The sequence below is a fragment of the Halobacteriovorax sp. BALOs_7 genome (assembly GCF_003612895.1).
Taxonomy (GTDB): Bacteria; Bdellovibrionota; Bacteriovoracia; order Bacteriovoracales; family Bacteriovoracaceae; genus Halobacteriovorax_A; species Halobacteriovorax_A vibrionivorans.
Window position 1 is genome coordinate 1,140,519 of record NZ_CP027772.1, and the last position, 24,994, is coordinate 1,165,512.

Genomic DNA, 24,994 nt, shown 5'->3' on the forward strand with positions numbered 1-24,994 from the left:
TGTTTACATTTAATTATATACTTTCAGGGAGGAAAGAGATGAGAAAATCAACGCTATTGATTGCACTAATCACTGCAATCTTTTCAATTCAATCTTATTCTTGTGATATTCACGGAAAAACAGGTTTCATGCCAACAAACGATATGTATCGTGGAGTTGATGCTCTAACAGGTAATGGAATGACTGAAGAACTTTTCAATATCATTATCGATCGTGCAAATGAAGTTTATGCTCCAGTAGTAGAAACAGAAGGTGCAACTCTTAAGTTTCACCGCAAGTGGGAAGACGGAACAGTAAATGCATACGCTAACCAAGCTGGCGGAGTATGGAATGTTCACATGTTTGGTGGTCTAGCTCGTCATGAGCTTGTAACTCCAGATGGATTTGCACTAGTAGTATGTCACGAATTAGGACACCACCTAGCAGGTGCTCCAAAGATCAAGAGATTTTGGATCCCATCATGGGCATCAAACGAAGGTCAATCTGATTACTGGGCATCACTTAAGTGTTTCAGAAGAATCTTCCAAGATGACAATAATGCTCGTATCGTTTCAAAAATGGAAATCGATCCAGAAGTTGAAAAGAAGTGTGATTCAGTATGGTCTGATGAAAATGAAAATGCACTATGTAAGAGAATGGCACAAGCTTCTAAAGGTTTAGCAACTCTTCTAAACTCTGGACGTCCAGTATCTTTTACAACTCCAGATTCATCAGTAGTTAGAAAAACAGATGATAAGCACCCAGCAGGTCAGTGTCGTCTAGATACTTACTTCCAAGGAGCTCTTTGTGATAAAGATCTAAATGAAGATGTATCTAAAAGAGATGCAACTATTGGTACTTGTAATAGAATCGATAATTACGAAACAGGTATTAGACCACTATGTTGGTATAAGCCAAAAAATATGTAATTACTTATTAAGTTAGATATTGATATAAAAGAAAGGCAGGTGAAAACCTGCCTTTTTTATTTTAGAACTTCTTTTATTTTTTCTAGATTTCCATCTATCGTATATTGATTTTCAAGACCTAAGATTCTAAGGATAAGAGGGAAGATATGAATATTCTCTTTTGATTCTCCTAAGTAACTCTCTTTAAAGTCGGGTCCACTTGCATAGAATATTCCATGCATATCCATATCTGAATATTGATCCCAACCATGAGAGGCCTTAGGCATTTTAAATTCTGTTGCGGCAATCCAATATCCATCTTGAGCGATACAGGCAAAATTACCAACTCTTGGACTTGATCTGAAGTGTAGTTTTTCTGGAGTTGAATCTTTATCAAAACATTTAAAATTCTGTGCTAACTTATTGATAGAGCTAATATCTTGGGAGATATTTCTTTTGTTCTCTTTTAAATAGAATTGAACAATCGGACCTGAACCGTAGATTCGATAATCCTCTTTCATGCTAAGAAGTTCCTCATTCTTAAGAATTAATTCTTTCTTATTTTCGTCTACATCCTTCATCCCATGGTCTGAGACAATGATGATATTTAAGTTAGGGACAATCTTTCTTGCAGTGGCAATAAAACTTTCTAACGTTTTATCTACTTTTAAAATCGCTTCTTTTACTTCTTTGGAGTTTGTTCCATAGTGATGTCCTGCTGAGTCTACGTCTGGAAAATAAAGTGTAGTAAAGTATGGCCTTTCTTTTTGAGGAAGTTTTAGCCATTCAATGATTTGTTTCGTTCGCGCCTCATGTGGCATTGTGTGAATATAGTCATACCAATAACTTGGCCTTTGGCCACTGATCTCGGCTTCAGAGCCTGGCCAAAATAGAGTCGCAGACCTAAGTCCTTGCTCTTCTACAGCTGACCAGATTGGAGTGGCAAGATAGAAGTCTGAGTTTTTAACTGCTTTGCGATCTCTAAGTGAGTAACTTTGGTTTAAATCAGGTGCATAAAAGTGATTGGCCACAATTCCATGATTCATTGGATATCGGCCAGTGGCAATAGATAAATGATTAGGAAAAGTCTTAGTCGGGTATGCTGGAATAAGACTCTTTAATTGTGTCCCACTCTTTGCAAACTGAGAAAGAAACTTCGGTGAATATTTCTTAGTGTAGTCGTGACGATAACCGTCAAGAGAGATGAGAAGAACTGGGTTGATGTTTTGAAGCTCTTCGACTGAAGCAGCATTGGGGTTCTTCTCTTCTATGTGATAGCTATTTTTAAACTCTGAGTCATTCTTTGTACATGATATTAAGAGTACAAGAATAGGTAAGATAATTCTTAACATGAATAAATCCCTTATTTTAAGTCATTAATAATGACATTTTAAGGGATGATCCTAACTTTTGTATATTAGGAATTAATAACAGTTATAATCATCAAACTCGATATCTTGATAGGCGAATTTCAATGTTCTTATATGATCAAGTGGAATATCAATTTCCTGGCGAAATAGGCCATCGATATCTTTTGTAAAAATGATCCCGTCAACTACTTGGTACTCTACTGTTTCTATCGTCATGGTAGAAATCTCCCTTTCAATCTTCTTCATTGAAGAATTCTAATAATTTGAAAGTTTAAGAACAAGTAAATTTTTTCTTAAGAAAGCCGGTGATAGAGGAGTTCTAAAGGATTTCTTAAGGTTTGTTATCTGTTAAAAAGTGGGTGAGTTCCTATCCCTGTGTATTTAGTAGTGATATAGAAGATAACTGCAATAAAAGTTGTTACGATAACTGTGGATAGTAAGAACGTTAAATTATCTGAGAAATTCTTGGACTCCATCAGCTTTACGAGCTTCTGTTGACCCCAAATGCCTCCACCAATGGCCAATGCGAAAACAATTGCCGTTGAAAAAAGAGTGAGTGTGATATTCATAGGCGCTGAATAGCTACTAGACTCTTGTGGAGCAGGTGACTTTGGGGCCTTCTTCTCTGGCATAATGAGATCTCCCCCTGATGTTTTAGCATCAAGGGAAACTTCTCTTTTTACCGAGTTTGTTGGTAGATAAAACCTCGAAAACGCAGGCTTTTCATTGGACTGGTATGCCTCAATTGTAAAATTGATATGAACATCTTTATCCACGACGTTACCACCATCAAAAGTTTTGCTCCAGTTGATATCAAAATCAAAACGATCAATGATAAAGCTGCCTTGAAAATAATGTCCTTCTTTTTCTGTCCATGGATCACTTCTTTTACCAAGATAAGTGATTTTCACAGGTACTGTTTTTTGAACTTTCTTAATTTTGACCTGGATCTCAGCTTTTACTTCTTTTTCATTTACTGGAAAAGGTTGTACTGACTGAAACTTAATTACAGGATATTTCTTTGCATCAAAGAAATCGTCTTTTTTTAGGTGTTGATCACGCTTTTTATCAAAAGTATTAATCGAATTAACTTTGATTTGGCCAACAAGGTTTGAGATGGTCTTATCTTTCATATCAAAGTAAATCTTGTAATCATCAAATTGTCCCTCAACGTCTGTTAGGGCCATATACTTAACTTTGAACTTTAACTTAGAATGCTCTTTGTTAACTATATATGAAGCTGACTGTACATTTACAAAAGACAGGCAAAGAATTAGTGCAAAAAAAAGGTGCCAAATTTGGCACCCTTTATATTTCTTACTTAACGTATTTTTCATTATAGTCCTCGATTCCTAGATTAATTACTTTCATTGCATCTTCTGCACCATATAGGTCAGTGATCTCAACTTTTGCTTCACCTTCTTTTACAGGAATTTCTTTATAAGTTAGGAAGTAGTGCTTAAGTTCTTCTAAAACAGCAGTTGGAACTTGATCTACATCTGTGATGTGCCCAAACATTGCATCGTCTTTTAGAACAGCAATGATTTTATCATCAATTTCACCACCATCTAGCATTCTGAAACCACCAATAGGTACACAGTTAACTAGGATATCACCTTGCTTAATATTCTTTTCTGTAAGAACACAGATATCAATTGGATCTAGATCACCAACAATTCCTGTTCTTCCTGTTTCTGACTCAGCAAAGTCAGCAGATTTCTTATCTGAGTAAGTGCGTGGAATTAATCCATATAGTTGTGGAATAATATTTGAGAACTTTTGTGGACGATCAACCATTAGGTAACCGCTTTCTTTATGAACTTCATACTTAACACGGTCATTTGGTGTGATTTCAATATATGCGTTTAGAACTCTCTTTGATTCGTCATCCCATGTCTTGATACCATGCCATGGATTTGGTCTAAACATTTGTCCGTACTTTTCTAAAAACTCATTTAGCTCTGCGTTATTCATTATTAATCCTTTGAAAAATATTTGCCAATAACTTAGCACAAAGAGAATTAACTAGGAAGTAAATAGGAGCTCAAATCTTATTTGGTAAAGAACTTGATGATTTCAGCAAAGGCCGACTTTCTTTTGACTTCAATCTCACTTTGAGACATCTTTTTCAGTGCTTCGGCGCTTTGTGTCGTGGCATTGTAAATACCAATCTTAGTCTCTATTTCTGCAAGAATCTTCTTTAGGTAAGCCTCTTCTTTAGGATCGAGCTCATCTGAACGAAATAGGATATTTGCTAAGTGATGCAGTTGAGAGAGGTGGGCCGGATAATTAACATGCCCAATGAACTCGTCTGGTCGATGACGTTGTTCAAGATCCTGACGTAAGATCTCCTTATCCTCTTCATTTAACTTTGCATTATGGATAAATTCCTGAATAAGCTCTCTTTCTTGCTCGGAAACAATATTATCGAGATGAGAGACCGCAATTAGGGTTCTCCACATATTAAGGAAACTTTCGTATTTCTTTGTATCTGTTAGCTCATTCATATAAAAATACTAACATAATTGAGAATTCAATGACTTATAGAGGATATACTTTGCCTAGTAAAAAGCATCCTATAAAGAAGGTATAATAAAGAAGTGTTTTAATGGGCGATTATTTTTATCGCATATAGGTTTATGAAAGTAGAAGATTACTCTAAGAAAATTTCACAGATGAATAGTGAGCAGCGTAAGCAGCTTGATCGTATTCGTTCAGGATATCGTGAAAATCTTAAGAACCTAGAGGATAATAACGAAGAGAAGTTAAATACTCTAAAGCACGAATACTCAAAAAAACAAGATGCTCTCATCAAAGATAATCAATCGAAATTAGAGATTGCTGCTAAGAAGGCCAAAGAGGCCATCGCTAAATCTAAAGAATTCTTTCGCAATAAGAATGAGCAAACACAAGAAGAATTTCGTAAAGTTTCAAAAGAGCAAAAAACAAACTTTGATGAAAAGCTATCTACTTTAAAAAAGTCATATTCAGATACAATTGAGCAGCGAGAGAAGACATTCTCTAATAGCCTAACTTCTCAAAAAAGAAGAGCAGATGAGCGTGTCGAGTTAAACCAAGACCGCTTTCAAGATAAGATTAAGGAACTTCATAAGCATAGTGAAGAATCGACTGAGAAGTTAAATAATGACTTTGCTAAACTTGAAAAAGAGCAAGTTAGAAAGAATCGAAAAGAATTAAATGAATTAAAGTCTCAATTCACTCTAGAAAATCATGAGTTAAAAAATGATGCTAATAAAACACTACGTAAGGTAGTTGATGAAGGCAAAAGACGTGAAGACTTCCTTGTTGAAACGAAGAAGCAAGCTTTAGAAGAGGCCAACGAATCATATGTTAGAGAATTAAATAAGAAGCAAGAAGGCGTTGATCAGATTGCTCGCGACCTACACCTTAAAACACAAAAAAATCTTCAGGAACAAAGGCTTGCTCATCAAGTTGAAGTCAGTGATATCCTTCGCGCAGAAAAGAATAAACGTGAGGATATTAAGAGTAACCACAATGTTGATATTGCTCGATTTAAAAGTTCTCAATCAATGAAGGCCGTTGAGGATGCTGGCATAAAAGATACTTACGAGCAAAAGCTTGAGCGTCTAAAGCAATTAAACGCTGATATTATTAATGATTTTGAAAGAAAGTTAGTTCAAAAAGATATTGGTGTTACAAAGAGAATTAAAGAGCAGTCCCTCGATCAACAAGAGCGCTTTATTAATTTTAAAGATGATATGAGAGCGAATATGGATCAGATTCAGGCACGTTCTCAAAAACAACATGAGATAAAGAAAGCACAATATAATCGCAATATCACTCATGAAAAGAAAGTTGCTGAAGATAATATGCTTCATAAAGAAAATCAATATCGTGATCTAATGCAGAGTCAAAGAGAGCACTTTAGAGATAATCTTATTCGTACAGAAGAAAAGAGTGTGGAAACCGTAAACTCTCTTCAGGAATCATTTAGAGAAGAGAAAGAAGAGATTAATGCTCGTAATCGTCGTATGTATGAAGATACACTTATGACTCATCAAAAAGAGATGGATCAAAAGATCGGTGATATTCAAGCTTCTTATGAAAAGAAGTTTCAAGACCAACAGGCACAGCTTAAGAAAACACTTGCTGAAACAGAAGAGAAACTTCATATGCTTACAGAAACAGGCAAGCGTAGACAACAAGCTGAAAATGAGTTCTTTCAAGAGCAAAGCCGTATGCAACGAGCTGAAATGAAGGATAGTGTTGATCATATTAAGGATCAGTATGAGAAGCGTTTCCAATCACTTCGTGATGATTTCAACACAAAGCTTAAGATGATGAAACAAGAAAATGAAGTTAAGCTTTCACGTATGACTCATAACCATAATATGGAAAAACAGAAAATGACGGCCGATCATAATACAGATATGCGCCGTAAGCTAAATATGGCCCAAAAGAAATTAGAGCGTCAGATGAGTGATTCTAAAAGGCTTAGAGATCAACTCGTATCTAGTTACGAAGAAAAAATTAAAAACCTAAAAAAACAATATGAATTAAAACAAATTGAAGAATATAAGAAAGTTTAATGAAGATAGTTGTCCAAAGAGTTTCAAGTTCCCAAGTCAAAGTTAATAATGAAATTGTCGGCCAAATAGAAAAAGGTCTTAACCTATTAGTATGTATCGAACACGATGATACAATGCAGACTCTTAAAAAAGCCGCTGATAAGATTGTCGCCTTAAGAATTTTTTCTGATGAAAGCGGACGCATGAATAAATCCGTTGTTGATATTGAGGGAAGTATTTTGGCCATTTCTCAATTTACTCTTTCTTGGAATGGAAAGAAGGGGAATCGTCCAAGTTTTGATGGAAGTGCTAAACCTGAAGTCGCTCAGAATTTATTTAATGAATTTGTTAAATTACTAAATGAAAAAGTTCCAGTAGAAACTGGTATTTTTGGAGAAAGCATGGCCGTCGTCATAAATAACGACGGGCCAGTGACATTTCATATTGAATTCTAAGAATTGATAAAAGTTATGCTGTAACTTTTGAGTTTTCTGATGCTTTTTCTCTTCTTTCAATAGCAACAGCTGCTTTCCAGATCCCTGCAAAAATAAAAGCAAAGATAACAAAGAAAGTTGCGATGTGAAGTACTTCGATCGTCATCGATGAAGCAATCATTTCTTGATTTCTAACAGGCTCAAGCATTTCACCCTTAGGTACAATAGAAGTTTCGTAAACTTTAGCGTTTGCCATAAGGTCTCCGTAGTAGGTTTAAGTTGTCGATATCCCGAATATATTAAACAATTTTAAAATAAAGTCTAGTAATATCTTAACCTCTCTTAACTTTTTGAAACATGCTCTAGGTCATCTTTTCAGAAGTTTTAAAAATGAGTACATATTTCATAGTATTTATGCCAGTATGGACAAACAAAATTACGTTTGATAAATATTTTTTATTTTAACTTAGGGGGAGAAATGAAATTTTTAAAAATGGCCCTTCTTATGACTATTTTATTTAGCTGTAAGGAATTTAAGGGTAATTTATCTGTCACTTCAGAATTAAACTTAAAAACATCAAAAGATAGCCTAACTCTAGCTCCAGGTGAGTACCGTACAAAGGTTAAATTTGTAGGTAAGAGAAAAATGGTTATTAAAGTTGCAGATGAAAAACTAAAGGTTAAGTTTGATGATAAGCTTAAGCTTCCATCAAATGGTGAATTCTTTTTAGACAAGCTTGATACTTCATTAAATTATGACATTGCTGGAACAATTTCAACTGAAGTTGAAACAGGTCCAATCCGTCATCGTAGTGAGTTCTGTGAAATTACTCATCCACAAGTTGTTTGTAACAGACGTGGAGAGTGTCGTACAATCTATCGTCGATTCCCAGGACGTACTCACGTTGAATATCGTGTTGATACAGTGACTAAGGAATTTGCTCTAGACTTTACTGATGCAGGTCAGACTTATTCAACATTTAGCTCAACAGATGTTAGTAGAGATACTGTTTATCTTTATAGAGGACATTGCGCTATTTACTAGACTAAAAAAATATTCAAGCAAAAATATAAGGGCTTCTTTTTAGAAGCCCTTTTTATTTATTTCATCTATTTGTTCATTAAGAGTCCAGAAGTCGTATAGAATCCCAAATAGGAAGAATCCACCAGTTAAGAGATAGAGAATTCCCATAATAATTTTACCTTGGTAAAACTTATGAAAACCAAAGACTCCTAAGAAAGTTAGGAGAACCCAAGCAATATTGTAGTCCAATACTCCGTCGTAGTAGCGTACATCACATTCTTCATCCATGGCCGGAATGAGAAAAATATCAATAAGCCATCCCACACCAAAAAGACCTAGAGTTAGCATCCAGATTGTTCCTGAAACAGGTTTACCATAGTAGAAGCGGTGAGAGCCCATAAAGCCAAATAGCCATAGAATATAGCCCATGACTTTACTGTGAGTATTATTAGGTAGTGTATTTTGATTCATTACTTATACTCCTTAGTTGCCCATGGAGGTGCCTTACTTTCAGATAACATTTGATCAAATGAGTTTTCAATCTTTTCAAAAATCTCTTTTGCCTCAAAGAAGTCCTCCAATTCTTCAATTTGTTCCTCTTCTTCTAAAGAGAGGGGAATTCCAGTGATGATGAAATTTAGTTCACTACCTTCACATTTTGCATTGATGTAAAGTGTGTGAAAGCGCATTTCTTCATTCTGATACTTGGTAAGCTTCGAACCAGAAAGAAAGAGATGGTATTTATCATTAGTATTTGCACCAATTTCTGTTTGGAAAAAATACTCAATATCGTTAAATTCGCAAGAGAACTTCATAATTTGCTCGTTGGTTTATTAGATTTAAATTTCCTATACAATATAATTATACTAGACTTGGAGATATATGTGAAAGTTGATTATCTTAAATCACAAAATACTGATGACTCAAATGGAGATAACGTGAGCGAGCAGGATAACAAGCAAAGGCGAGAGCCGCGACGAATTTTAGTTGGTGGAGATAAGAAAACTCTGCCGCTTAATGATCAAGAAATTTTAATTGTTGCTTCAAAACTTAAGAAATATATCAAAGACAAACATGGCCTTAATACTTCGGCCAACGTGATGCAGGTTCTATCTGATATTGTTAGAGTAAAGTGTGATGCAGCAGCTGAGCGCGCGATGCAAAGTGGCCGCAAGACTCTTCAAGATAAAGACTTCTAACAAATGAGTAAATTAGAAGAAATTGCAAATCAGGTTGAGCTTTTTTCCTCAAAAGAAAAAACTTCAGTAACTCTCTTTGGTGGGAGCTTTCACCCATTTCATAAAGGACATCTTGAATGTCTTAATCAATGTTCTAAGTTTGAGGATAATATCATTATTGTTCTCGACTACAGTCATTGGAAGTCTAATGAGCAAGACGATCCATATGGTGAGTACTTGAAGATTAAGTACATGACTGAAGATCGTTTTCAGATTTATACGGGCTTTTGGGCAAAGAAGCAGCGTCGGCCTACGTATGAATGGTTAAAAGAAGTCGACTACCCTGAGGTTAATTGGCTTATGGGTGATGATACATTTGGTTCGTTCTTGCAATGGCATGAAGTTGAGAAAGTGTGTCAAAAGCTTAGCAAGGTCTATGTTGTTCCTAGAGAAGAGAAGATGGCCCAATATCGTGAGGTTGAGAAGGTTATTAAAGAATATAACCCTAAGCTAGAGGTAATTTATCTAGAGCCTCATGAGTTTCAGGACTTGAGTTCTACTGAGATTCGAGAAAATAAATAAGAGAAGATTATTTATAAAAAAGCTAAGAATTAAAGCTAAGAATTAAGGCTAAGAATTAAGGCTAAGAATTAAGGCTAAGAATTAAGGCTAAGAATTAAAAAAGCTCCTGTAGGGAGCTTTTTTATTTCTATCGCTAAGGCTTTCCCATAGCTCCAGATACAACAAAGCCGGGCTTGAACCCGGCTTGTTGAATAGATAATTTGCCCTCTTCGAGGGGAGCTAGCATCGCGTCCAATAGGTTGCCTTTGGGCAACCAATGCCGCGAGTGCTTACTTAACTTTCCAGTAGTACTCAATTACTAGCTGAGAGTTGAAGTCAAATGGTACATCTGACTCAAGAGGTGCAGCAACCATAGTTGCTTTCTTCTTGTCTGAACCTTCAACATTGTAACAAGCTGGAACAGCTGCGAAACGTGGAGATTCTTGAGTTTGCTTGTAAAGTTGGTTGTTGTAACCTTTCTCAGTTAGAGTAACAACATCACCTTCTTTAACGATGTATGATGAACGGTCAACTTTCTTTCCGTTAACTTGTACTTGTCCGTGAGAAACCATTTGAGAAGCTGCCATCATTGATGGTGCAAATCCAAGTCTGAAAACAACGTTGTTCAGTCTTGACTCAAGGTTTGTAAGAAGTACTTCCATCCACGGCTTACCAGCAGTGTTCTTCTTAGCTTGCTTAACGTAAGTAACAAGTTGCTTTTCTCTAAGACCGTAGTGAAATACTAGTTTTTGTTTTTCTTTTAGACGAACGGCATAGTCAGAAATTTTCTTTCTTTTGTTACCGTGAACACCTGGACCGTATGGACGACGAGCTAGTGCTCCACCTTTACCAAGACCTGGAAGTTCAACACCTAGTGCTCTTTGGATTTTAAAGCGTGATCTCGCTGTAGTACTCTTTGCCATGAGGCTCTCCTTATGAATTAAGATTGGGTGGGACAAGGATAAAGTTGCATCACATCTCAAAGGCACAAAGCCTTAGGCCCATCAATCTTATCTAATATTTTCGGATGCAACTGAAGCTTTATAGCTAATAGTCATTACTTTTGTCAATGAATAAATTCGTAAATACAAGAAATTATAGAGGAATGCCTTGTTGCTTTTTAAAGATTTCAAGTACTTGTAACGTTTTTGCTCCTGGACGCCCTCCGCCAATGGCCTGATTATCAATTTTTACAATAGGAACAAGGTATTTTGTAGAGGAAGTTAGGAAGCACTCATCTGCTTCTTTTAATTGGGAGCCAGTGATATTTGTCTCTTCAAAAGGGATATTATTTTCACCTAGAATCTTAATGACATTTTCTCGAGTAATACCTTTTAAAAGTCCGGCCGCAATTGGGGGAGTTTTAAAGACGCCATCCTTAACGATCCACAGGTTACTTGTTGTACATTCAGTTACATTACCGTCTTGGTTGAGCATGATTGCATCAAAGTAGCCGGCTTCACGGGCCTCGTTGTAAGCTAGGATATTGTTGAGATAATTTCCTGACTTTATATTTGGGTCCATTGATTTAACTGGGTTTCTAAGTGTTGAAGAGACGATGACTTCAACACCATCTTGATACCAAGTTTTTGGATTTTCTTGTAAGTCTTTTCCAATAATAATGAGGTTTTGTTTGCTGGCCGCTTTTGGATCAAGTGTAATTTCACCTTCACCTCGGGTAACAACTAATCGGATATAGCAACGCTGGAATCCCTCTTTATGAAGCTTTGTGGCAACTTTCATAATTTGTTCTTCCAACTCTTTGGCCGTGAATTGAAGGTGCATATGCATCTTAAGAGCTGAGTTACGAAGACGTTCAAGATGTTCGTCGAGAAAACCAATCTTTCCATTTCGAACTTCAGTTACCTCATAGACAGAGTCACCATAGAGAAAGCCTCGATCAAATACTGAGATTTTGGCATTTTCTTCATCAATAATTTGGCCATTAATACTAATTACTTTCATGGAAGAATCGACTCATATCCCTTAGGAACGATATTCCAAGCGTCATTTTCAAAGCGTATCTTTTTCACTTCTTTATTATCTTTATAAATCTTTTCCCCACATTGAAGCCAGTCTAGAATTCCTCCAAAGAGGTTTTTAAATTCCGTTTTCTGATTTGACTTTGCTAGCTCAAGAATGGCCTTTGTTGCACGTGTTCCAATCGTTGAGTAAACGATAACTTCGCGTCCATCTAGGCTTTGGTGAGTCTCATGGAGTTTTGAAAGGGGAATGGCCCTTTGAATATGAGAGACATCGTATTGATAGATATTTCGAGCATCAACGAGAACGAGTCTGTTGTCGCGGCGTAATAGTCTTTTTGAAAGATATTGGCAGTCCACAGATTTTACACTTGGGTACTTCTTCCCAAGGGCCGTTGCCATACTTGTTATAACTTGTTTTTGGTTCTTTATACCTTCAGTGTCGATACACGAAGTAAGAAATAATAATGACAAGATAATATACTTCATTGTGCTTCCTATCTGCTCTTTGAATCTATGTTATTTAAGTAACTTATAAGTGACTTCATTCTTATCAAATCTATTATTATTTGACCAAGAAGAAAAGATAAACCATAATTTTAATATGCAAAAATTATTGAAATCACTCATCTTATTAAATTTATTCTTCATCGCAGGTCAACTCTCACACGCTGCCAGTTTGGGACTTGATGACATAGAGGAACCTATTTTTAGATTAAGAGGTGATTCAGGTACCAACCTTAATGAGCTTTTTATTAACATGGGTGGTGATAGCTCGACTCCAGAGGCTGCAATTACACTTTATGTTCCAGTAAAAGTTACGGCCAGCCAAGAAGCAGCTTATTATTTTGATACTTCAAGTGATCTACCGGATGTCGTTTCTACTGATGGAGGATTGTACTTTCAGGATATCGATACTAAAGGTTACAGCGATGAGGAATTATATGTTGCTGTAAAAGATAATAGTAATGGATCAGATGCCAGCTTTAGAATTGTGACTCAAATTCCTAGCTCTGATGTGGAAGCTCCTTTTGTTAGCTTCATTGATCTATGTTCAACATCGGAATTAAATTGCGCTGGTTTTACAGATAAGCTTGCAACAATTAAAGATGAGATCGAATTGGTTTTCTTTTTAAAGCCAGATGGAACTGACTATCCACCAAATGAAGATAATATCGTTATTCCAGATACTGTCGGACAAGCACTTTATTTTAAATTAGTCATGAGTGCTGCATCAGAAGATATTCAGACAAAATCCTCTCTTGTTATTAATGCAACTTTTGACGGGGATGCAACTGGGATCATTGAATATACAGGTGATCACGGAGGAAATGGTTCTTATATTTCTAGAATGGCCTTATATTTAGTTAATCCATCGGCCGCTGTAGCAAAGACTAACTTCAGAGAAATTATTGAAGAAAAAGGTGAAGATGGAACAATTAAAGTTTCTAGGCTGACAAATGGATTAAATTATCGTGCGGCCATCGCTTACGTTGATCATTTTGGTTTTATCGGACCACTTGTTGAAAGTAGTGATATTAACCCTAAACCAATTGAGAAATTATTGGCCAAGAATCAATGTTATTTAGTCACTGCAGGCTTTGGCCATGACCACTATGTCTTAAATTACTTTCGCCATATTCGAGATGAATACTTAATGAGCTTTGGAGCAGGGCAATTATTTGTCGAGCTTTATTATGGAACAGCGCCAAAGTTTGTAAAATATATCTTAGAAAACAAAGCCTTGGCCTATACTATTAAACTGTATAGTTTATCAATTTATTTTATTTTACAAAATATAGTATTTATAATAGGATGCATTACATTATTATCGACTTATACATTTAGAAGAGAAATTAAAACATGCCTTACAAAGTACTAATCGTTGATGACGAACCAGATATTTTAGAGCTTTTAGCTGAAGAATTACAGTTTGAAGGTTATGAGACTGAATGTGCAAGTTCTGGAAATAGCGCTGTTAAACTAATAAATAGTGGTGGAACTTTTGATGCGATTATTTCTGACTATAAGATGCCTGATGGTAACGGAAAAGTCGTACTTGATTGTTCAAATAGTCACAAAGAACAAAAAGATAAGGTTTTCTACTTCGTCTCTGGCCAAGCAGATATTTCTCTTAAAGAGGCCATGAAAGAAGGGGTAACTCGCTTTTTCTATAAGCCATTTGATCTTGATGAATTACTAACGAGTTTAAAAGGCGATTTAAGCCAATAGATATATCAAGGCCCTGTTTAACAGGGCCTTTTTTTTAGTTTAGAATTGTTGAGTGAGTACCGCGAACAAAGCGATTTTTTCCAAGGTGGTCTTCCTTACTTTCCTCAATTAATAGATCCCAAAAGTCATCCATTTCATCATATTGAGCAAGTAGTTCATAAGTACGGCCAAGTCCTTGTCTAGAGAAAGCACTTCTTTGAAATTCTACATTAGTACGTAGTGTATCAAACTCATTTTTTAGAGTGTTAATTGTTTCAGCGCTTAGATCATTAAACTCTTCTTGCATAAGTTCAAGAATACGAGTCGCCATTCTTTTAGGGCCAAAGTAACTTGATATGAAACTAATAAAGACTTTTGCATTAATCTTTCTAAGAATAGGGTTGGCCTTATTGTAGAAAGTTGCTAGGAAACATTCATCAATCTGTTGGTGCCTCACTTCATCAAGCATGTGGTAGTAATGGCACTGCCAGAAGTTCCAATCAACATCTTTTTCTTTTAGGGCCTTATTATATTTCTTAGAAATATCTAATGTACGCTCTTCAAAGAATAGGGCAATCCAAATCCACCATAGAAAGATTTGAGGAAACTTCGTCACAATTTTCATGATAAAGTTTTGAGTCTTAGAAAGCTTAAAAATTCTTAAAGGATTCTCTTTTGAGTAATTCTCAGGTTCTGCTTTCATTAGCATACGAAGAAAGATTTCACCGTGCTTATCTTCTTCTTCCATAAAGTGATCGATGGCCTCGTTCATTTCTGGATTTAGCTTATAGATTCTCTTACAGCTTCTAAGAGCTGGATTGAGAAGTACATTTTCAAACCATATAAATTGCTCGCAAATTGAAAGGCCAATTAATTGGTTAAAGCGAAGCTTTTGAGCATTAGTTAATAAGTCATAACTAGGAAGATATGAGATTGTAATCATCTCATCTGGTGTCCACTTTAAACTCTTATCAATTGGCTTTGTCCAATCAAGAGCTTCTACAGTGAAAGCACGGTCCACAGATTGTTTATTAAGTCTTTGCAGTCTTTCTACTAATCTTGTTTCCATAGTTCTTCCATCTCTTCTTTATGATTGTTTTCTAAGTATTTTATTAAGTCTGTTGTTGTTTGGCACTGTAAGAAGATCGTAACAGGTAGATCTTCAAAGTCTTCTTTAAGTCTGGCGATAAAACTCATGGCATCGTATGAATCTAGTCCAAGAGTTGCAAACTTTGTGTCTTCACTTAGCACAACTTCTTTATCTGAAACTTCTGCTATTGCTTCATTTAAATATGTAAGAAGTTTTTGTGCCATTATTTATCCTATTTTTTCTCTTAATAAGAAATTAAACTTAAACTTATTTTTAATCCACTTTGATGCAAGTAAGTTAAGGCCAAAGCGTTTTTCAACTTTATTTAGCTCTCCCTTAAGAAAGCGCTGTCTCGCATCCTGTCTTTTTACTTTTCCACTTGTGGTCTTCTTTAGGGTCAACTCTGGAACAATGATAATACTGTCTAAAGTTAGTGCAATTTTAGATCTAAGGATTTCAATAACTTGCTCCTTTATCTTATTGCGGCCCTCTAATGACTTCTCATTAGTTTCAATAACGATTTTGGCCAGTTCACCATCTAGTCCTGGCACACTGAAGGCCACGATGCGACCTAGTTTTACTTGAGGTACTTTTGCGGCCTCAAACTCGATATCGTTGGCATAAATATTGACTCCATTACAGATAATTAAGTCTTTGCTTCTTCCTGTAATATAGAGGTTTTTGTCTTCATCTAGAAAGCCTAGATCACCGGTATTGAGCCATCCATCTTCTAGGTGAGTGGCACGGCCATAGTAGTGATCTGAAATTGATGGCCCCTTAATATAGATTTCTCCAATTCCATTTTCACTATTTCTTATCTCTAGCTCGGTAGGAGAGAGGACTTTCCCACATGAGATATACTCTTCATTGTCACGAGACTGTTTTTTATATTGAGTTCCTACTTCGTGGAAGGTAACAGCAAGGGTTGCTTCTGCAAGTCCGTAAACAGGCATTATGGCCTTTGAGTTAAATCCATATTTCTTAAAGCGTTTGCTAAAAGCATCGAGAACATTTGCCTTGATTGGCTCAGCTCCACATTGAGCAAAACGAATATGACTTAGGTCAAGACCTTCAAGTTTGCTTTCTGGAATCTTTGTGGCGCAAACATAGTAGGCCGAATTTGGTATACAAAGGGCACTACACTTCGTTTCACTCACTAGGTGTAGCCACTTGTGAGGGGCTATAACATAATCCTGAGTTCGCACAATATGACATTCTAAGTTACTTAGAAGTGCTGTCATTAGACTTCCTATTAGTCCCATATCGTGATGAAGAGGAAGCCAAGTACAAATCGAGTCTTTATCTGTTAGCTTAATCCCAATATTAATTTGCTCATTATTTGCCAGTAGATTTTTATGACGAATAACAACACCCTTTGGTGCAGAAGTAGAACCTGAAGAGTATTGAATAAAACAAGTATCTTCAAGTGTTGGGTTTGCAAAGCTTGATGCCAGTTTTTTTGCTTCGTCTAATTTTAATATATTTGTGTAGCCCACTGGTGTCTTCTTTGCGGCGATATACTTTGTTTTTGCACTAGAGGCAAATTGAAAGAGCAGCTCTTCAAAGTCTTTCTTTAGCATCAGGGCATTTGAGGCCATTGGAACAGGTGTATTTCCAGATAAGATGATCCCAAAGAAGTAAGTGACAAAGTTTTCTTCGTTTTCAAAAGATAGAATTATATTCTCATCTTTAATATCGTTTTCAATAATCTTAGATGCAATCTGACATGCTTTTTCCATCATCTCATTAATGGATAGAGAAGACACAAGCTTATAATTCTTATAAAAGAATAAGACTTTCTTATTTCTTTCTTCAATCGAGTGTGAAAGTAGCTTTTGAATTAGATTATGCATCAAGCTCTCCTTCAATGAATTGGATGATTTCAAGCGTTTTATTAAAGATATGTGGCATAAATACATATTCATTTACACTGTGACCAACATAGTAGAAGAGTACGCGATTAAGTAAGTACTCATATGAGCATGCCAACATATTTTCTAATTTTTCATTTCTCGCTAGCTCAATACCGTCTTTTTCAAAGAATAATTCAATATCACTTGCAATCTCCTCACTTGGAGTTGTAAAGCTCATGAACTCTACTAAATCACGGTATGGAGAATTAAATCTTGATAATTCCCAGTCGTAAAAACATGGGCGACCTTTCTTAAAACAGATATTTCTTGGGTTAAAGTCATTGTGTGTAAGAGTCTTTGGACCTTCATCAATAAGCTTTGCCCATTTATTGATATTAGAAAGAATTTCTTCTAATTTACTTTCTGTTTCTGCACTTATGTAGCGCTGAGCACGGATATAGATAATAATTGATTTAGTTAAATCAGCGTCAACTTTCGTCTTTCCTAAGTTTAGTGAAGAATTACTAACTTCTTCACTTGAAAGAAAGCTTGTGTGTACCTTTGAAATGGCATCATAAATAAGCTCTCTCGTTGAACTAATCCACAGCTCTGGAGAGGCTTCAGTATTAATAAGCTCTACTTGTGAGAAGTTTAAATTTTCAAGAAGAATTAAATATGCTTCTTTTTGAGTATTGATATAGGTACCGTGTAGAGTCGGTATATAACGTGAAAAATCACGTGATACCATTCGGTAAGCCTCTATTTCTCTAATATGACATTTTGTAAATTCGTTATCTCGAATAGTCTTTAAGAATTTGCGTCTTATATCACTATCTGCAAAACCAGCAATTGCTGCAAGGCCTGCAATAACATCAGTGTCTAGTGGCTTTGATTTTAAAATAACTTGTTTTTCTTTATCCACTTCAAGTGCAGTAAAGCCCAGCGACTTATTTACAACTCTTGATGTTGCTTCTGTGATTATTCCATTTTCAACGTTAACTTTTACATCGTGTTCAATAGTCTCACTTTCTTTTAGAGATTCTGAAAGATCAGAGAAATTTTCTTTGATAAAGTCTTTTGTTATATCTTTTGTCTTAAGCTGATCTTTTGGATTATTTCTTCCAAGCTTGTCGTGAGCGTAAGCAAATTGTCCACCACAGATGGCCGACATTGTTGAAAGCTCAAGAGATAGAGCAGCTCCTGCAATAATTTTTGCAAAACGCTCAACCTTTCCAGCTCCTGCACAATCAATTGCTTGAAGACAATTCTTATAATGGCCAAGTCCTGTTCCACCACCAACTGTACCGATTACAAGAGATGGAAGAGTTAAGCTTACATATAAACCTTTTTCGTGTTTTTCAAAATTTAAAACCGCCGTAGATGACTCATGGATACAAGCAAGGTCTTGTCCCGTTGAAGCAAAGATTGCAGCAACTGCATTGGCAACGTTTACGTTATATCCTATCATCCCTTCAAGGCGTGTGATAGGAAGTGATCTAAGATATAGGTTAATCAAGTCTGTACTTGAAGTTTTAAGGATTCTCTTTAGTACTTTTTCTGTGATCACACATTCTGCAGTCACGTAAGTTCCGCGAGTTTGCATGGCCGATCCAACTGAAACTTTCTTATCACTTGAGCCATTTCCTTCTAAGAAAAATTCAATAAGATTAATCTTTGAAGTAAGAAGTTCTTCTTTAATCCATAGACATGACTGCCAAGTACAAACTGTAGTCATATTCTGACCAGAAGCATCTGCACATTCATAAATGAATTTAGCGTGAACATTTCGACCAATAAGAGTCGTCTTGATCTTTTTTAGATCAGCAAAATTAGAATATTTCTTTGTGATACTTTTGATTGTATTAAAATTATCTTCAAGCCATGCCTTAAATTCATCAGCATGATCAATATCTTCAAATGTAAAAACAGGTGCGCGATACATGCGCTTTCTTGTGACCTTTGCTTTGAATCCACCACATAGTGAAACAGCAAGTGCTCCACGTGTAATTGAAGAAACCAGAGCACCCTCTGAAGTTGCAATAGGGATGTAGAGCTCTTCCGTCTCTCCCTTTTCATTCATTTTCAGTGGCCCACAAATTCCCATAGGAATTGAAATACTTCCAGCGTAGGACTCGATATTTCCCTTTAAATTTAGGCCATCCAGGTCCGTTGTTGCAATGGCATCAAGGTCTTGCCCACATTGCTCTTCTAGAAGCTCTATACGCTTTAGACGAGCTGCCTCAGAGTAGTCAAAACGAGATGGGGCCGACAGCCTCTTCTTTGTCGCTTTCTGGGCAGTTTTTGGGGCAGGAGCAAGCTCTACATTTGCAGAATTTGTGTGTGTTTGTTCTATCTTCATCCTTCTAATATAGCGTTTTGAGCGTTTCACATGGGGGAGTTTGAAATTAATACTATAGGTGTTCAGAGTTTTTACGAAAACTAAGTTACTGATATTATTGATCCAACAGGACGCCGAATCGGTAAGCGTGTAAATGGAGAGTTTTATGAAGGCTTTCTATATCAAGATCAACTCAATCCAATTGCAAAAGTTGATTCTCAGGGGAATGTGCTCGAAACCTATATTTATGGAGAAAAAGCACATGTACCTGCATTTATCTCAAAAGCTGGTAAAATATATCGTGTAATAAGTGATAACTTAGGAAGTGTCTTGAAAGTTGTAGATATTGCAACAGGAGCAGTTGCTCAAAGCCTAACTTATAATACGTTTGGTGAGATCATATCAGACTCAAACCCTGGCTTTCAACCATTTGCTTACGCTGGTGGACTATATGATATTCATACAGGATTAACTCGTTTTGGAGCGAGGGATTACAACCCTATAGCATGCTATCAAATCGTTCCACGATTCTCTCAATACGTTTGGGGTCATTTGCAAGAAAGGACTCAATTGCTTCTATGATAGTCGCCTCTTTTTTTGTTTCTTTTGCAAAATTGCTTAAGTACTGCTGTAGGTTCGAGTCCTCTTTTGAGAGGTCGAGATGAAAATTAATAATTCCATCTATCACTAAAGTTATATCCTCTAGGTCCCAAGAAAGTCTTGGATCATCTAAGCCTCTTGCTTTAAACGCACATACCTTTGAAGCTAAAAAGTAGGGGAGGCTAAATATTGAAATTTTGTAGCTCTCTAAGTCTAATGTAACTTTATTCTCAATTCCTTTTAAATACCACTCATTAGTAAACCCTAAAACTTCTTCATTTGCAGGCATTACATCAAGAGTTAGAAGTTCACCGTAAACGTATCTACACAGAGGTGCATCTTTTCTTGTATCGTTTTTGAAGCCCTTTTTGAAAAGCTTTTCTTCAAAGCCTTTATAGTCGGACTTGTTAACTATTTCAATGACACAATCTACATCTTCAGTTGGTCTGATGTCGTCACTAATTTCCTCGTCAACATATAGCGATGTTGTTGTTCCACCTACAAATACAACTTCATCACTTAGTTCTTCTAAAAGGTCTAGTGCAAGTTTTAGCATTTCAATATTTGATTCATAACTCATAATAACTCTTTTTTAAGTAATTCTATCGCAATCTTTTGTTCTCTCGCTCTACCTACTCTGATCATATCAATAATTGCTAATAATCGATGCAGGTGCTTATCTTGCATAACGGCCTCGGGAACACTTCTATATAATGGTTCAATCGATATGCCTTTAGTCGTTCCATCTGCATGGGCCCAAACAATAGTATCTTTCGTTGAAACATAACTTTTTAATGAGCTTTCTGAAAACGATGTAGGTACTCCTCGTTTAATAGGCCCTAATGTTGTAGGAAAAGCATATTTAATTCCATGGACTAGAAATTCATACAAGGCTGACTTGTTAACTCGTTTCTTATTGCTTGCAACAATATTTGCAAATACTAATCTCTTAATACCGCTAGATATTTCACTCAGGCTTATATTAAGTGAGGAAGCGAGATCCCTCATGCTAAAGTTCTCATTCTCAAGTATGTTGAGCTTTATTGCTATTACTATATCTTGTGGCTTTAAATTGTTCATATCTAGTATTATATCATATTGTTTGCTGTTTGCGAACAGCGAACATGTGATGTATCTTATTGAAATATTTGAAAACTTTGCAAATAAAATATATGTAACCTATAATAAAAGTGATGTTTCTTCTTATTGAACAATATCATTTATCTAATTTTAAGTCAGGGATTACAACCCTGTGACAAAAGAGGAGTTAAGCTCCTACTTTATTAAAAATCATACGGTGAAGGATCTTTAATGTCATAGGACTTTAAACTCCCGTATAAATCAATTGTGAGTTTTATTGATTTATGACCTAGGATTGCTTTTAATTGATACATTTCACCTCCTTTTTTTAGAAAATTATATGCATATGAATGTCGTAAATCATGGCATCGCCAATCTTTATTATTAAGAGGATAGGATTTCTTAAACTTTCTCAGTGCTCTATGTATTTGTTGCTTTGTAAATGGTAAGTTTTTTTGGTTTAAGAATACATGCTCTTTATTGTTTTTACTCTCAATGTCTTGTAATAAATTAAAAAGTCCAATAGGCATATCTATGCTTCTGTCTTCTCCGTTCTTAGTCTCACGAAATGTTAATCGATTTGTATGAAAATCGATATCGCTCCATTTTAAGTTCAATACCTCTGACATTCTTGCTCCTGTGTGAATAAGTGTATAGAAGTACTTGTGAAGGTAAGTATTATAGGCTTTTAACGAGCTTAAGATTGTAAATAGTTCACTTGGAGATAGAATAACTCTATCTCTTTTCGGAGTAGCGTTCTGTTTGAACTTGATTTTTGAAAGTGGATTAAAGTCTAACACTTTCATTTTTAATAACCATCTAAAAAAGTGATTATACTGACATTTTATATGAGACATATTCTTTTCACTATAATCATTTTCTCTTTGATATTTAATCAACCAACAATATAGAAGTTCTGTTGAGATGCTATTTATTTTCAAATCTCCAAATTCTTTAAGGAACGCTAAAAGATGGTTTTTTCTTTGTTTTAAATTTGATTCATTTGATTCAAACAGGTGTATTTTTACAAGTGTTTTAATTTTAAAGTTTTGTAATTGATATAGTGACTTGTTTTTCGAAATATATTCAATTCCTGATTTAGTATAGAATTGTTGATTAAATTTTGTCATAGAAACCTCCGGCCATAAATAATTAAACATAAATTTTCTTGAATAAGGCTTTGTTTATAAACCCTTGTTATTGTTGAAGAATTATCGTTTAGGATTTTCTTAAAATTTTGATGTTTGTAACTTCTATGATTACAGTAGTTTATCGTTTGTAACTATGATCTTTCTTAAGTTACTGATATTGCTCATGTTTTTTGACTATCAAACGATAAAGTGTCGTATATTACTAGATGTGTATTTCGAAAATTAGTCAGATTTTAAAAGAGATACGACTTATACGAATTACTTTGGATACATCAAAATATTTATGATTATTGAATTTTATAACTACTTAATGACGCAACTGAAAGGGTTCATTCCTGTAGGAAGCTATACAGAGAAAGTATTACTACTTCTCATTGTCACCATAGCTGCGTTGATCTGGTTGAAGTTAATAACTTACTGTTTAAAAAAGTTTATTAATGAGAGAGCAAAAGAGAAGAGTATGGATATTGAGATGACATTAGATGGTGATTTGAAAATGACAGAGCCCGCACTTAAGGATTTCAATATTCGTCCTTGTCCAAGTTGCGGCAAGCGCACAATCTCTTGGATGCATGCAATAAAGAAGCCTCAGACTTGTGGGAATTGCACAAGACGATTTGTCGGTGTTATTCCTGAAAGTAAGAATCGATTCTGCTTTTGTCTTGCTATGATCAGTATCCTAGTGGGGGTGTTCTTACTATCGATACAAAGTGTATCAAGTAAAATTAGCTTTCTTGTGGCAATTGTTGGCCTTCTAATATTCTTTCTTTATAGGCTCTGGCCAAAAAAACTTGTTGAAGTTAAGGACTAATCAAAGACTAAATAAGTGATAATGGCGATCCTTTTGTGAAATATCCTTAGCAAAAAGTGATGGTAGATTTCCCTCTCGCATAAGACAGAGAAATGCCTGGTCGTAGTTTTGACGTACTTGAGGAATTATTTCTTTAAGTAAGTAGATAAAGCTTAGTCCCATATGGCGATGATCTGGATGAACTCCCATCGTTTTTATAAGAAGTCTCTTTCGGTCAGCGGCCGTGATATCAATGAAGTTTAAAATTATTCCCACTATTTGTTGGTTGTCTTTTGAAACGAGACAGCGAGAAGTAAATGGACAGATAAGTCCCGCTGCTTGCTCTCCATACTTTGCTTTAAAAGTCTCAAATGAAAGGGTTGAATAAGCTAGATTTTCTCCAAAGACTTGATCTGCACTTTTATAAAAGCGTTCGATATTATCCATCCAGTACTTTGTATCAATGACTTGGAGAGTGTATTGATCTTTCATGACACTATCATCGATTTCATCAAATTGCTTTGACCAGTCTAAGAGTTTTTCAAAGTCATTAATTTCATACGTTAGATAACTTTCAAAGATTTCACCATGTGACTTTAGTAATTGATAAAGCTCAGGCTCATATGGCGGCTCCATTAAGTGATGGGGAAGGTCTTCATTTTCTTTTAAGCGATATGTATTATAAGTTGAAAAGTTTAATGGCCCTACAATCTTCTCACTTTGATGCTTGGTCTTATATTCCCTGGCAGCATCAATGAAATCATTATTAAGCTTACCTTGGCAGAATCCAAAATAGGCCTTGTTATCAATGAGGAAAAAGACAGCGCTTGAGTCATCATCACTAAATTGCTCAATGCTTGAGATGGAATCATTGTCTTTAAAGAGTTCAAATTCCTGTTTATGTTGAATTGATAGGCCTTCTAAATTAATTTCCATACATACCTACTAGTAGTGCAACGTAGAGAAGAAGAGCAAAGAGTCCAAATGATTTTTCATTCTTCTTTCTTCCATCTAGGCTAGGTTTCTTTAAAAACTTTAAAAGAGTTGACTGTGCTGCTGCAAAGCCAGCTATTCCCATTCCTACAGTAACACCACGAAGGTTAGGGATAAGTGTTGTGAAATATAGAAAACAGGCAAGTGTAATAATATTCATAATTGAGATAATGAGCACACTTCCACCAATACCGTAGATCTTTGTATAAGAATCAAGAGTTTCACTTTCTTCTTCTGGGCCTCTTGTCTTTCTTGTAATTTCGTAAGAGAAGCCTGAAGTTAAGGCCATGACGAGAACAATAATAGAATAAGTTTCAAATTGAGGAACCTGCCACTTTGTTGAAAAGATCCAAATTATGATAAGAGGAGAGACCAGCATGTGAGAGAAAGAATAAAGAGTTAGTCTTTTTTCAAGCCAGCTTCCAACAAAGAATTCCTTTGCCATAAGAACGGACCAAATATAGACGATCCCGTAGCAAATAAGACTTAAATAATTATTTGAGATTAATAATGAAAAGCTCACACAGATGACAGTGAAGATGGCCGCCATGATATCGAGATGCCAGAGCTTTATAAGTCCTCTTTGAAGAGCTCTTTCTGGATGATTGATACAATCAATTTCAAAGTCCTTGTGCTCATCAAAGACTCTTAAAATATAATAGTGTCCAATTACAGCAACGGCTCCAAGAAGATCCATTACAACAAAATCGAGACTTTGATCAGTTAGAAAGAGTGCGATACGAGACATTACAAAATATGTAATGATACCTGAGATAACATTATCGATTGGAAATCTTTCCTGTGACCAAGCGAAGTATCTCTTTAAAAACGAATCTTCCATTGTAATGTGACTAATGTCTTTACTCATACACCCTCATTTGAATTTATTTTCTTAATATCAT

At 35.6% G+C, this 24,994-nt stretch carries 30 protein-coding genes; 10 read left to right on the plus strand and 20 right to left on the minus strand.

From position 1 onward, the window contains the following. Positions 1-38: 38 nt before the first annotated feature. Positions 39-908 (plus strand): hypothetical protein, encoded by an 870-nt coding sequence (locus BALOs_RS05650; RefSeq protein ID WP_120404555.1) that lies wholly within the window; start codon positions 39-41, stop codon positions 906-908. 56 nt (positions 909-964) lie between these two features. Here the strand turns inward: BALOs_RS05650 and BALOs_RS05655 are convergent, their stop codons facing one another. The 5 genes from BALOs_RS05655 to BALOs_RS05670 form a co-directional block, all read right to left on the minus strand. After that, entirely contained in the window at positions 965-2,239 is a 1,275-nt protein-coding gene (locus tag BALOs_RS05655; protein ID WP_120404556.1) for an ectonucleotide pyrophosphatase/phosphodiesterase, read from the minus strand. 72 nt (positions 2,240-2,311) lie between these two features. Continuing rightward, on the minus strand, positions 2,312-2,503 hold the full coding sequence (locus tag BALOs_RS15170; RefSeq protein ID WP_162929568.1) for a hypothetical protein: 192 nt from the start codon (positions 2,501-2,503) through the stop codon (positions 2,312-2,314). A gap of 95 nt (positions 2,504-2,598) precedes the next feature. Further along, positions 2,599-3,594 carry a YceI family protein gene (locus BALOs_RS05660; RefSeq protein WP_120404557.1) on the minus strand — a complete coding sequence of 332 codons (996 nt, stop codon included), beginning with the start codon at positions 3,592-3,594 and terminating at the stop codon, positions 2,599-2,601. Beyond that, positions 3,575-4,231 (minus strand): inorganic pyrophosphatase, encoded by a 657-nt coding sequence (locus BALOs_RS05665; RefSeq protein ID WP_114706396.1) that lies wholly within the window; start codon positions 4,229-4,231, stop codon positions 3,575-3,577. The genes BALOs_RS05660 and BALOs_RS05665 overlap by 20 nt, the downstream gene beginning before the upstream one ends. A gap of 77 nt (positions 4,232-4,308) precedes the next feature. After that, entirely contained in the window at positions 4,309-4,764 is a 456-nt protein-coding gene (locus tag BALOs_RS05670; protein WP_120404558.1) for a DUF533 domain-containing protein, read from the minus strand. A 132-nt stretch (positions 4,765-4,896) separates the two neighbouring features. On the opposite strand from BALOs_RS05670, the gene BALOs_RS05675 reads away from it, so the two are divergent. Further along, complete coding sequence (locus BALOs_RS05675) at positions 4,897-6,828, plus strand: hypothetical protein (protein ID WP_114706394.1); 1,932 nt, start codon at positions 4,897-4,899, stop codon at positions 6,826-6,828. Next, positions 6,828-7,262: a D-aminoacyl-tRNA deacylase gene (gene dtd, locus BALOs_RS05680; protein ID WP_120404559.1), complete on the plus strand. Its 435-nt coding sequence runs from the start codon at positions 6,828-6,830 to the stop codon at positions 7,260-7,262. The genes BALOs_RS05675 and dtd overlap by 1 nt, the downstream gene beginning before the upstream one ends. A 13-nt stretch (positions 7,263-7,275) precedes the next feature. Here dtd and BALOs_RS05685 read toward each other — a convergent pair whose 3' ends face one another. After that, positions 7,276-7,497: a hypothetical protein gene (locus BALOs_RS05685; RefSeq protein ID WP_120404560.1), complete on the minus strand. Its 222-nt coding sequence runs from the start codon at positions 7,495-7,497 to the stop codon at positions 7,276-7,278. A 222-nt stretch (positions 7,498-7,719) separates the two neighbouring features. Between BALOs_RS05685 and BALOs_RS05690 the strand changes: the two genes are divergently transcribed. After that, positions 7,720-8,286: a hypothetical protein gene (locus tag BALOs_RS05690; RefSeq protein ID WP_114706391.1), complete on the plus strand. Its 567-nt coding sequence runs from the start codon at positions 7,720-7,722 to the stop codon at positions 8,284-8,286. 39 nt (positions 8,287-8,325) lie between these two features. Here BALOs_RS05690 and BALOs_RS05695 read toward each other — a convergent pair whose 3' ends face one another. Then, positions 8,326-8,736 carry a TM2 domain-containing protein gene (locus BALOs_RS05695; RefSeq protein ID WP_120404561.1) on the minus strand — a complete coding sequence of 137 codons (411 nt, stop codon included), beginning with the start codon at positions 8,734-8,736 and terminating at the stop codon, positions 8,326-8,328. Next, on the minus strand, positions 8,736-9,080 hold the full coding sequence (locus tag BALOs_RS05700) for a hypothetical protein (protein WP_120404562.1): 345 nt from the start codon (positions 9,078-9,080) through the stop codon (positions 8,736-8,738). The genes BALOs_RS05695 and BALOs_RS05700 overlap by 1 nt, the downstream gene beginning before the upstream one ends. A gap of 69 nt (positions 9,081-9,149) precedes the next feature. Here BALOs_RS05700 and BALOs_RS15300 point away from each other — a divergent pair, with 69 nt between their 5' ends. Further along, the gene (locus BALOs_RS15300; RefSeq protein ID WP_205570975.1) at positions 9,150-9,464 is read left to right on the plus strand and encodes a hypothetical protein; all 315 of its coding nucleotides are present in this window, start codon (positions 9,150-9,152) and stop codon (positions 9,462-9,464) included. A 3-nt stretch (positions 9,465-9,467) separates the two neighbouring features. Continuing rightward, on the plus strand, positions 9,468-10,025 hold the full coding sequence (locus tag BALOs_RS05710) for an adenylyltransferase/cytidyltransferase family protein (RefSeq protein ID WP_114706388.1): 558 nt from the start codon (positions 9,468-9,470) through the stop codon (positions 10,023-10,025). Between the two features lie 269 nt (positions 10,026-10,294). On the opposite strand, the gene rpsD is transcribed toward BALOs_RS05710, so the two are convergent. The 3 genes from rpsD to BALOs_RS05725 all read right to left on the minus strand — a co-directional run bounded on the left by rpsD (position 10,295) and on the right by BALOs_RS05725 (position 12,475). Beyond that, entirely contained in the window at positions 10,295-10,927 is a 633-nt protein-coding gene (gene rpsD / locus BALOs_RS05715; protein ID WP_114706387.1) for a 30S ribosomal protein S4, read from the minus strand. Positions 10,928-11,099: 172 nt separating this feature from the next. Beyond that, positions 11,100-11,969 (minus strand): aminotransferase class IV, encoded by an 870-nt coding sequence (locus tag BALOs_RS05720; protein ID WP_114706386.1) that lies wholly within the window; start codon positions 11,967-11,969, stop codon positions 11,100-11,102. Beyond that, positions 11,966-12,475: a rhodanese-like domain-containing protein gene (locus BALOs_RS05725; protein ID WP_114706385.1), complete on the minus strand. Its 510-nt coding sequence runs from the start codon at positions 12,473-12,475 to the stop codon at positions 11,966-11,968. Before BALOs_RS05725 ends, BALOs_RS05720 begins: the two co-directional genes overlap by 4 nt. A gap of 115 nt (positions 12,476-12,590) precedes the next feature. On the opposite strand from BALOs_RS05725, the gene BALOs_RS05730 reads away from it, so the two are divergent. Both BALOs_RS05730 and BALOs_RS05735 read left to right on the plus strand, forming a co-directional pair. After that, positions 12,591-13,868, plus strand: a complete 1,278-nt coding sequence (locus BALOs_RS05730) for a CFI-box-CTERM domain-containing protein (protein ID WP_162929569.1) — start codon at positions 12,591-12,593, stop codon at positions 13,866-13,868. Continuing rightward, a complete protein-coding gene (locus tag BALOs_RS05735) occupies positions 13,850-14,218 on the plus strand; it encodes a response regulator (RefSeq protein WP_114706383.1) in 369 nt (122 codons plus the stop codon). Before BALOs_RS05730 ends, BALOs_RS05735 begins: the two co-directional genes overlap by 19 nt. Before the next feature lie 34 nt (positions 14,219-14,252). On the opposite strand, the gene BALOs_RS05740 is transcribed toward BALOs_RS05735, so the two are convergent. The 4 genes from BALOs_RS05740 to BALOs_RS05755 are packed head-to-tail and all read right to left on the minus strand — an operon-like array spanning position 14,253 to position 19,499. Further along, entirely contained in the window at positions 14,253-15,266 is a 1,014-nt protein-coding gene (locus BALOs_RS05740; RefSeq protein WP_120404564.1) for a diiron oxygenase, read from the minus strand. Further along, positions 15,251-15,511: an acyl carrier protein gene (locus BALOs_RS05745; RefSeq protein WP_114706381.1), complete on the minus strand. Its 261-nt coding sequence runs from the start codon at positions 15,509-15,511 to the stop codon at positions 15,251-15,253. The genes BALOs_RS05740 and BALOs_RS05745 overlap by 16 nt, the downstream gene beginning before the upstream one ends. 3 nt (positions 15,512-15,514) lie before the next feature. Beyond that, positions 15,515-17,140, minus strand: coding sequence for an AMP-binding protein (locus tag BALOs_RS05750; protein WP_162929570.1), 1,626 nt, complete (start codon positions 17,138-17,140; stop codon positions 15,515-15,517). After that, entirely contained in the window at positions 17,133-19,499 is a 2,367-nt protein-coding gene (locus tag BALOs_RS05755; protein ID WP_120404566.1) for a phosphotransferase, read from the minus strand. The genes BALOs_RS05750 and BALOs_RS05755 overlap by 8 nt, the downstream gene beginning before the upstream one ends. A 207-nt stretch (positions 19,500-19,706) precedes the next feature. On the opposite strand from BALOs_RS05755, the gene BALOs_RS15175 reads away from it, so the two are divergent. Beyond that, the gene (locus BALOs_RS15175; protein ID WP_162929571.1) at positions 19,707-20,060 is read left to right on the plus strand and encodes a hypothetical protein; all 354 of its coding nucleotides are present in this window, start codon (positions 19,707-19,709) and stop codon (positions 20,058-20,060) included. On the opposite strand, the gene BALOs_RS05760 is transcribed toward BALOs_RS15175, so the two are convergent. From BALOs_RS05760 to BALOs_RS05770, 3 genes are all read right to left on the minus strand, one after another. Next, positions 19,978-20,658 carry a hypothetical protein gene (locus BALOs_RS05760; RefSeq protein ID WP_120404567.1) on the minus strand — a complete coding sequence of 227 codons (681 nt, stop codon included), beginning with the start codon at positions 20,656-20,658 and terminating at the stop codon, positions 19,978-19,980. The two genes, BALOs_RS15175 and BALOs_RS05760, sit on opposite strands and share 83 nt — an antisense overlap. Further along, on the minus strand, positions 20,655-21,158 hold the full coding sequence (locus BALOs_RS05765; RefSeq protein WP_120404568.1) for a hypothetical protein: 504 nt from the start codon (positions 21,156-21,158) through the stop codon (positions 20,655-20,657). The genes BALOs_RS05760 and BALOs_RS05765 overlap by 4 nt, the downstream gene beginning before the upstream one ends. 203 nt (positions 21,159-21,361) lie before the next feature. Then, on the minus strand, positions 21,362-22,288 hold the full coding sequence (locus BALOs_RS05770; RefSeq protein WP_162929572.1) for a site-specific integrase: 927 nt from the start codon (positions 22,286-22,288) through the stop codon (positions 21,362-21,364). Positions 22,289-22,619: 331 nt separating this feature from the next. On the opposite strand from BALOs_RS05770, the gene BALOs_RS05775 reads away from it, so the two are divergent. Then, entirely contained in the window at positions 22,620-23,120 is a 501-nt protein-coding gene (locus BALOs_RS05775) for a hypothetical protein (RefSeq protein WP_162929573.1), read from the plus strand. On the opposite strand, the gene BALOs_RS05780 is transcribed toward BALOs_RS05775, so the two are convergent. Next, positions 23,121-24,035 (minus strand): GNAT family N-acetyltransferase, encoded by a 915-nt coding sequence (locus BALOs_RS05780; RefSeq protein ID WP_120404571.1) that lies wholly within the window; start codon positions 24,033-24,035, stop codon positions 23,121-23,123. Then, positions 24,025-24,960 (minus strand): hypothetical protein, encoded by a 936-nt coding sequence (locus BALOs_RS05785; protein ID WP_114706376.1) that lies wholly within the window; start codon positions 24,958-24,960, stop codon positions 24,025-24,027. Before BALOs_RS05785 ends, BALOs_RS05780 begins: the two co-directional genes overlap by 11 nt. Positions 24,961-24,994 lie beyond the last annotated feature (34 nt).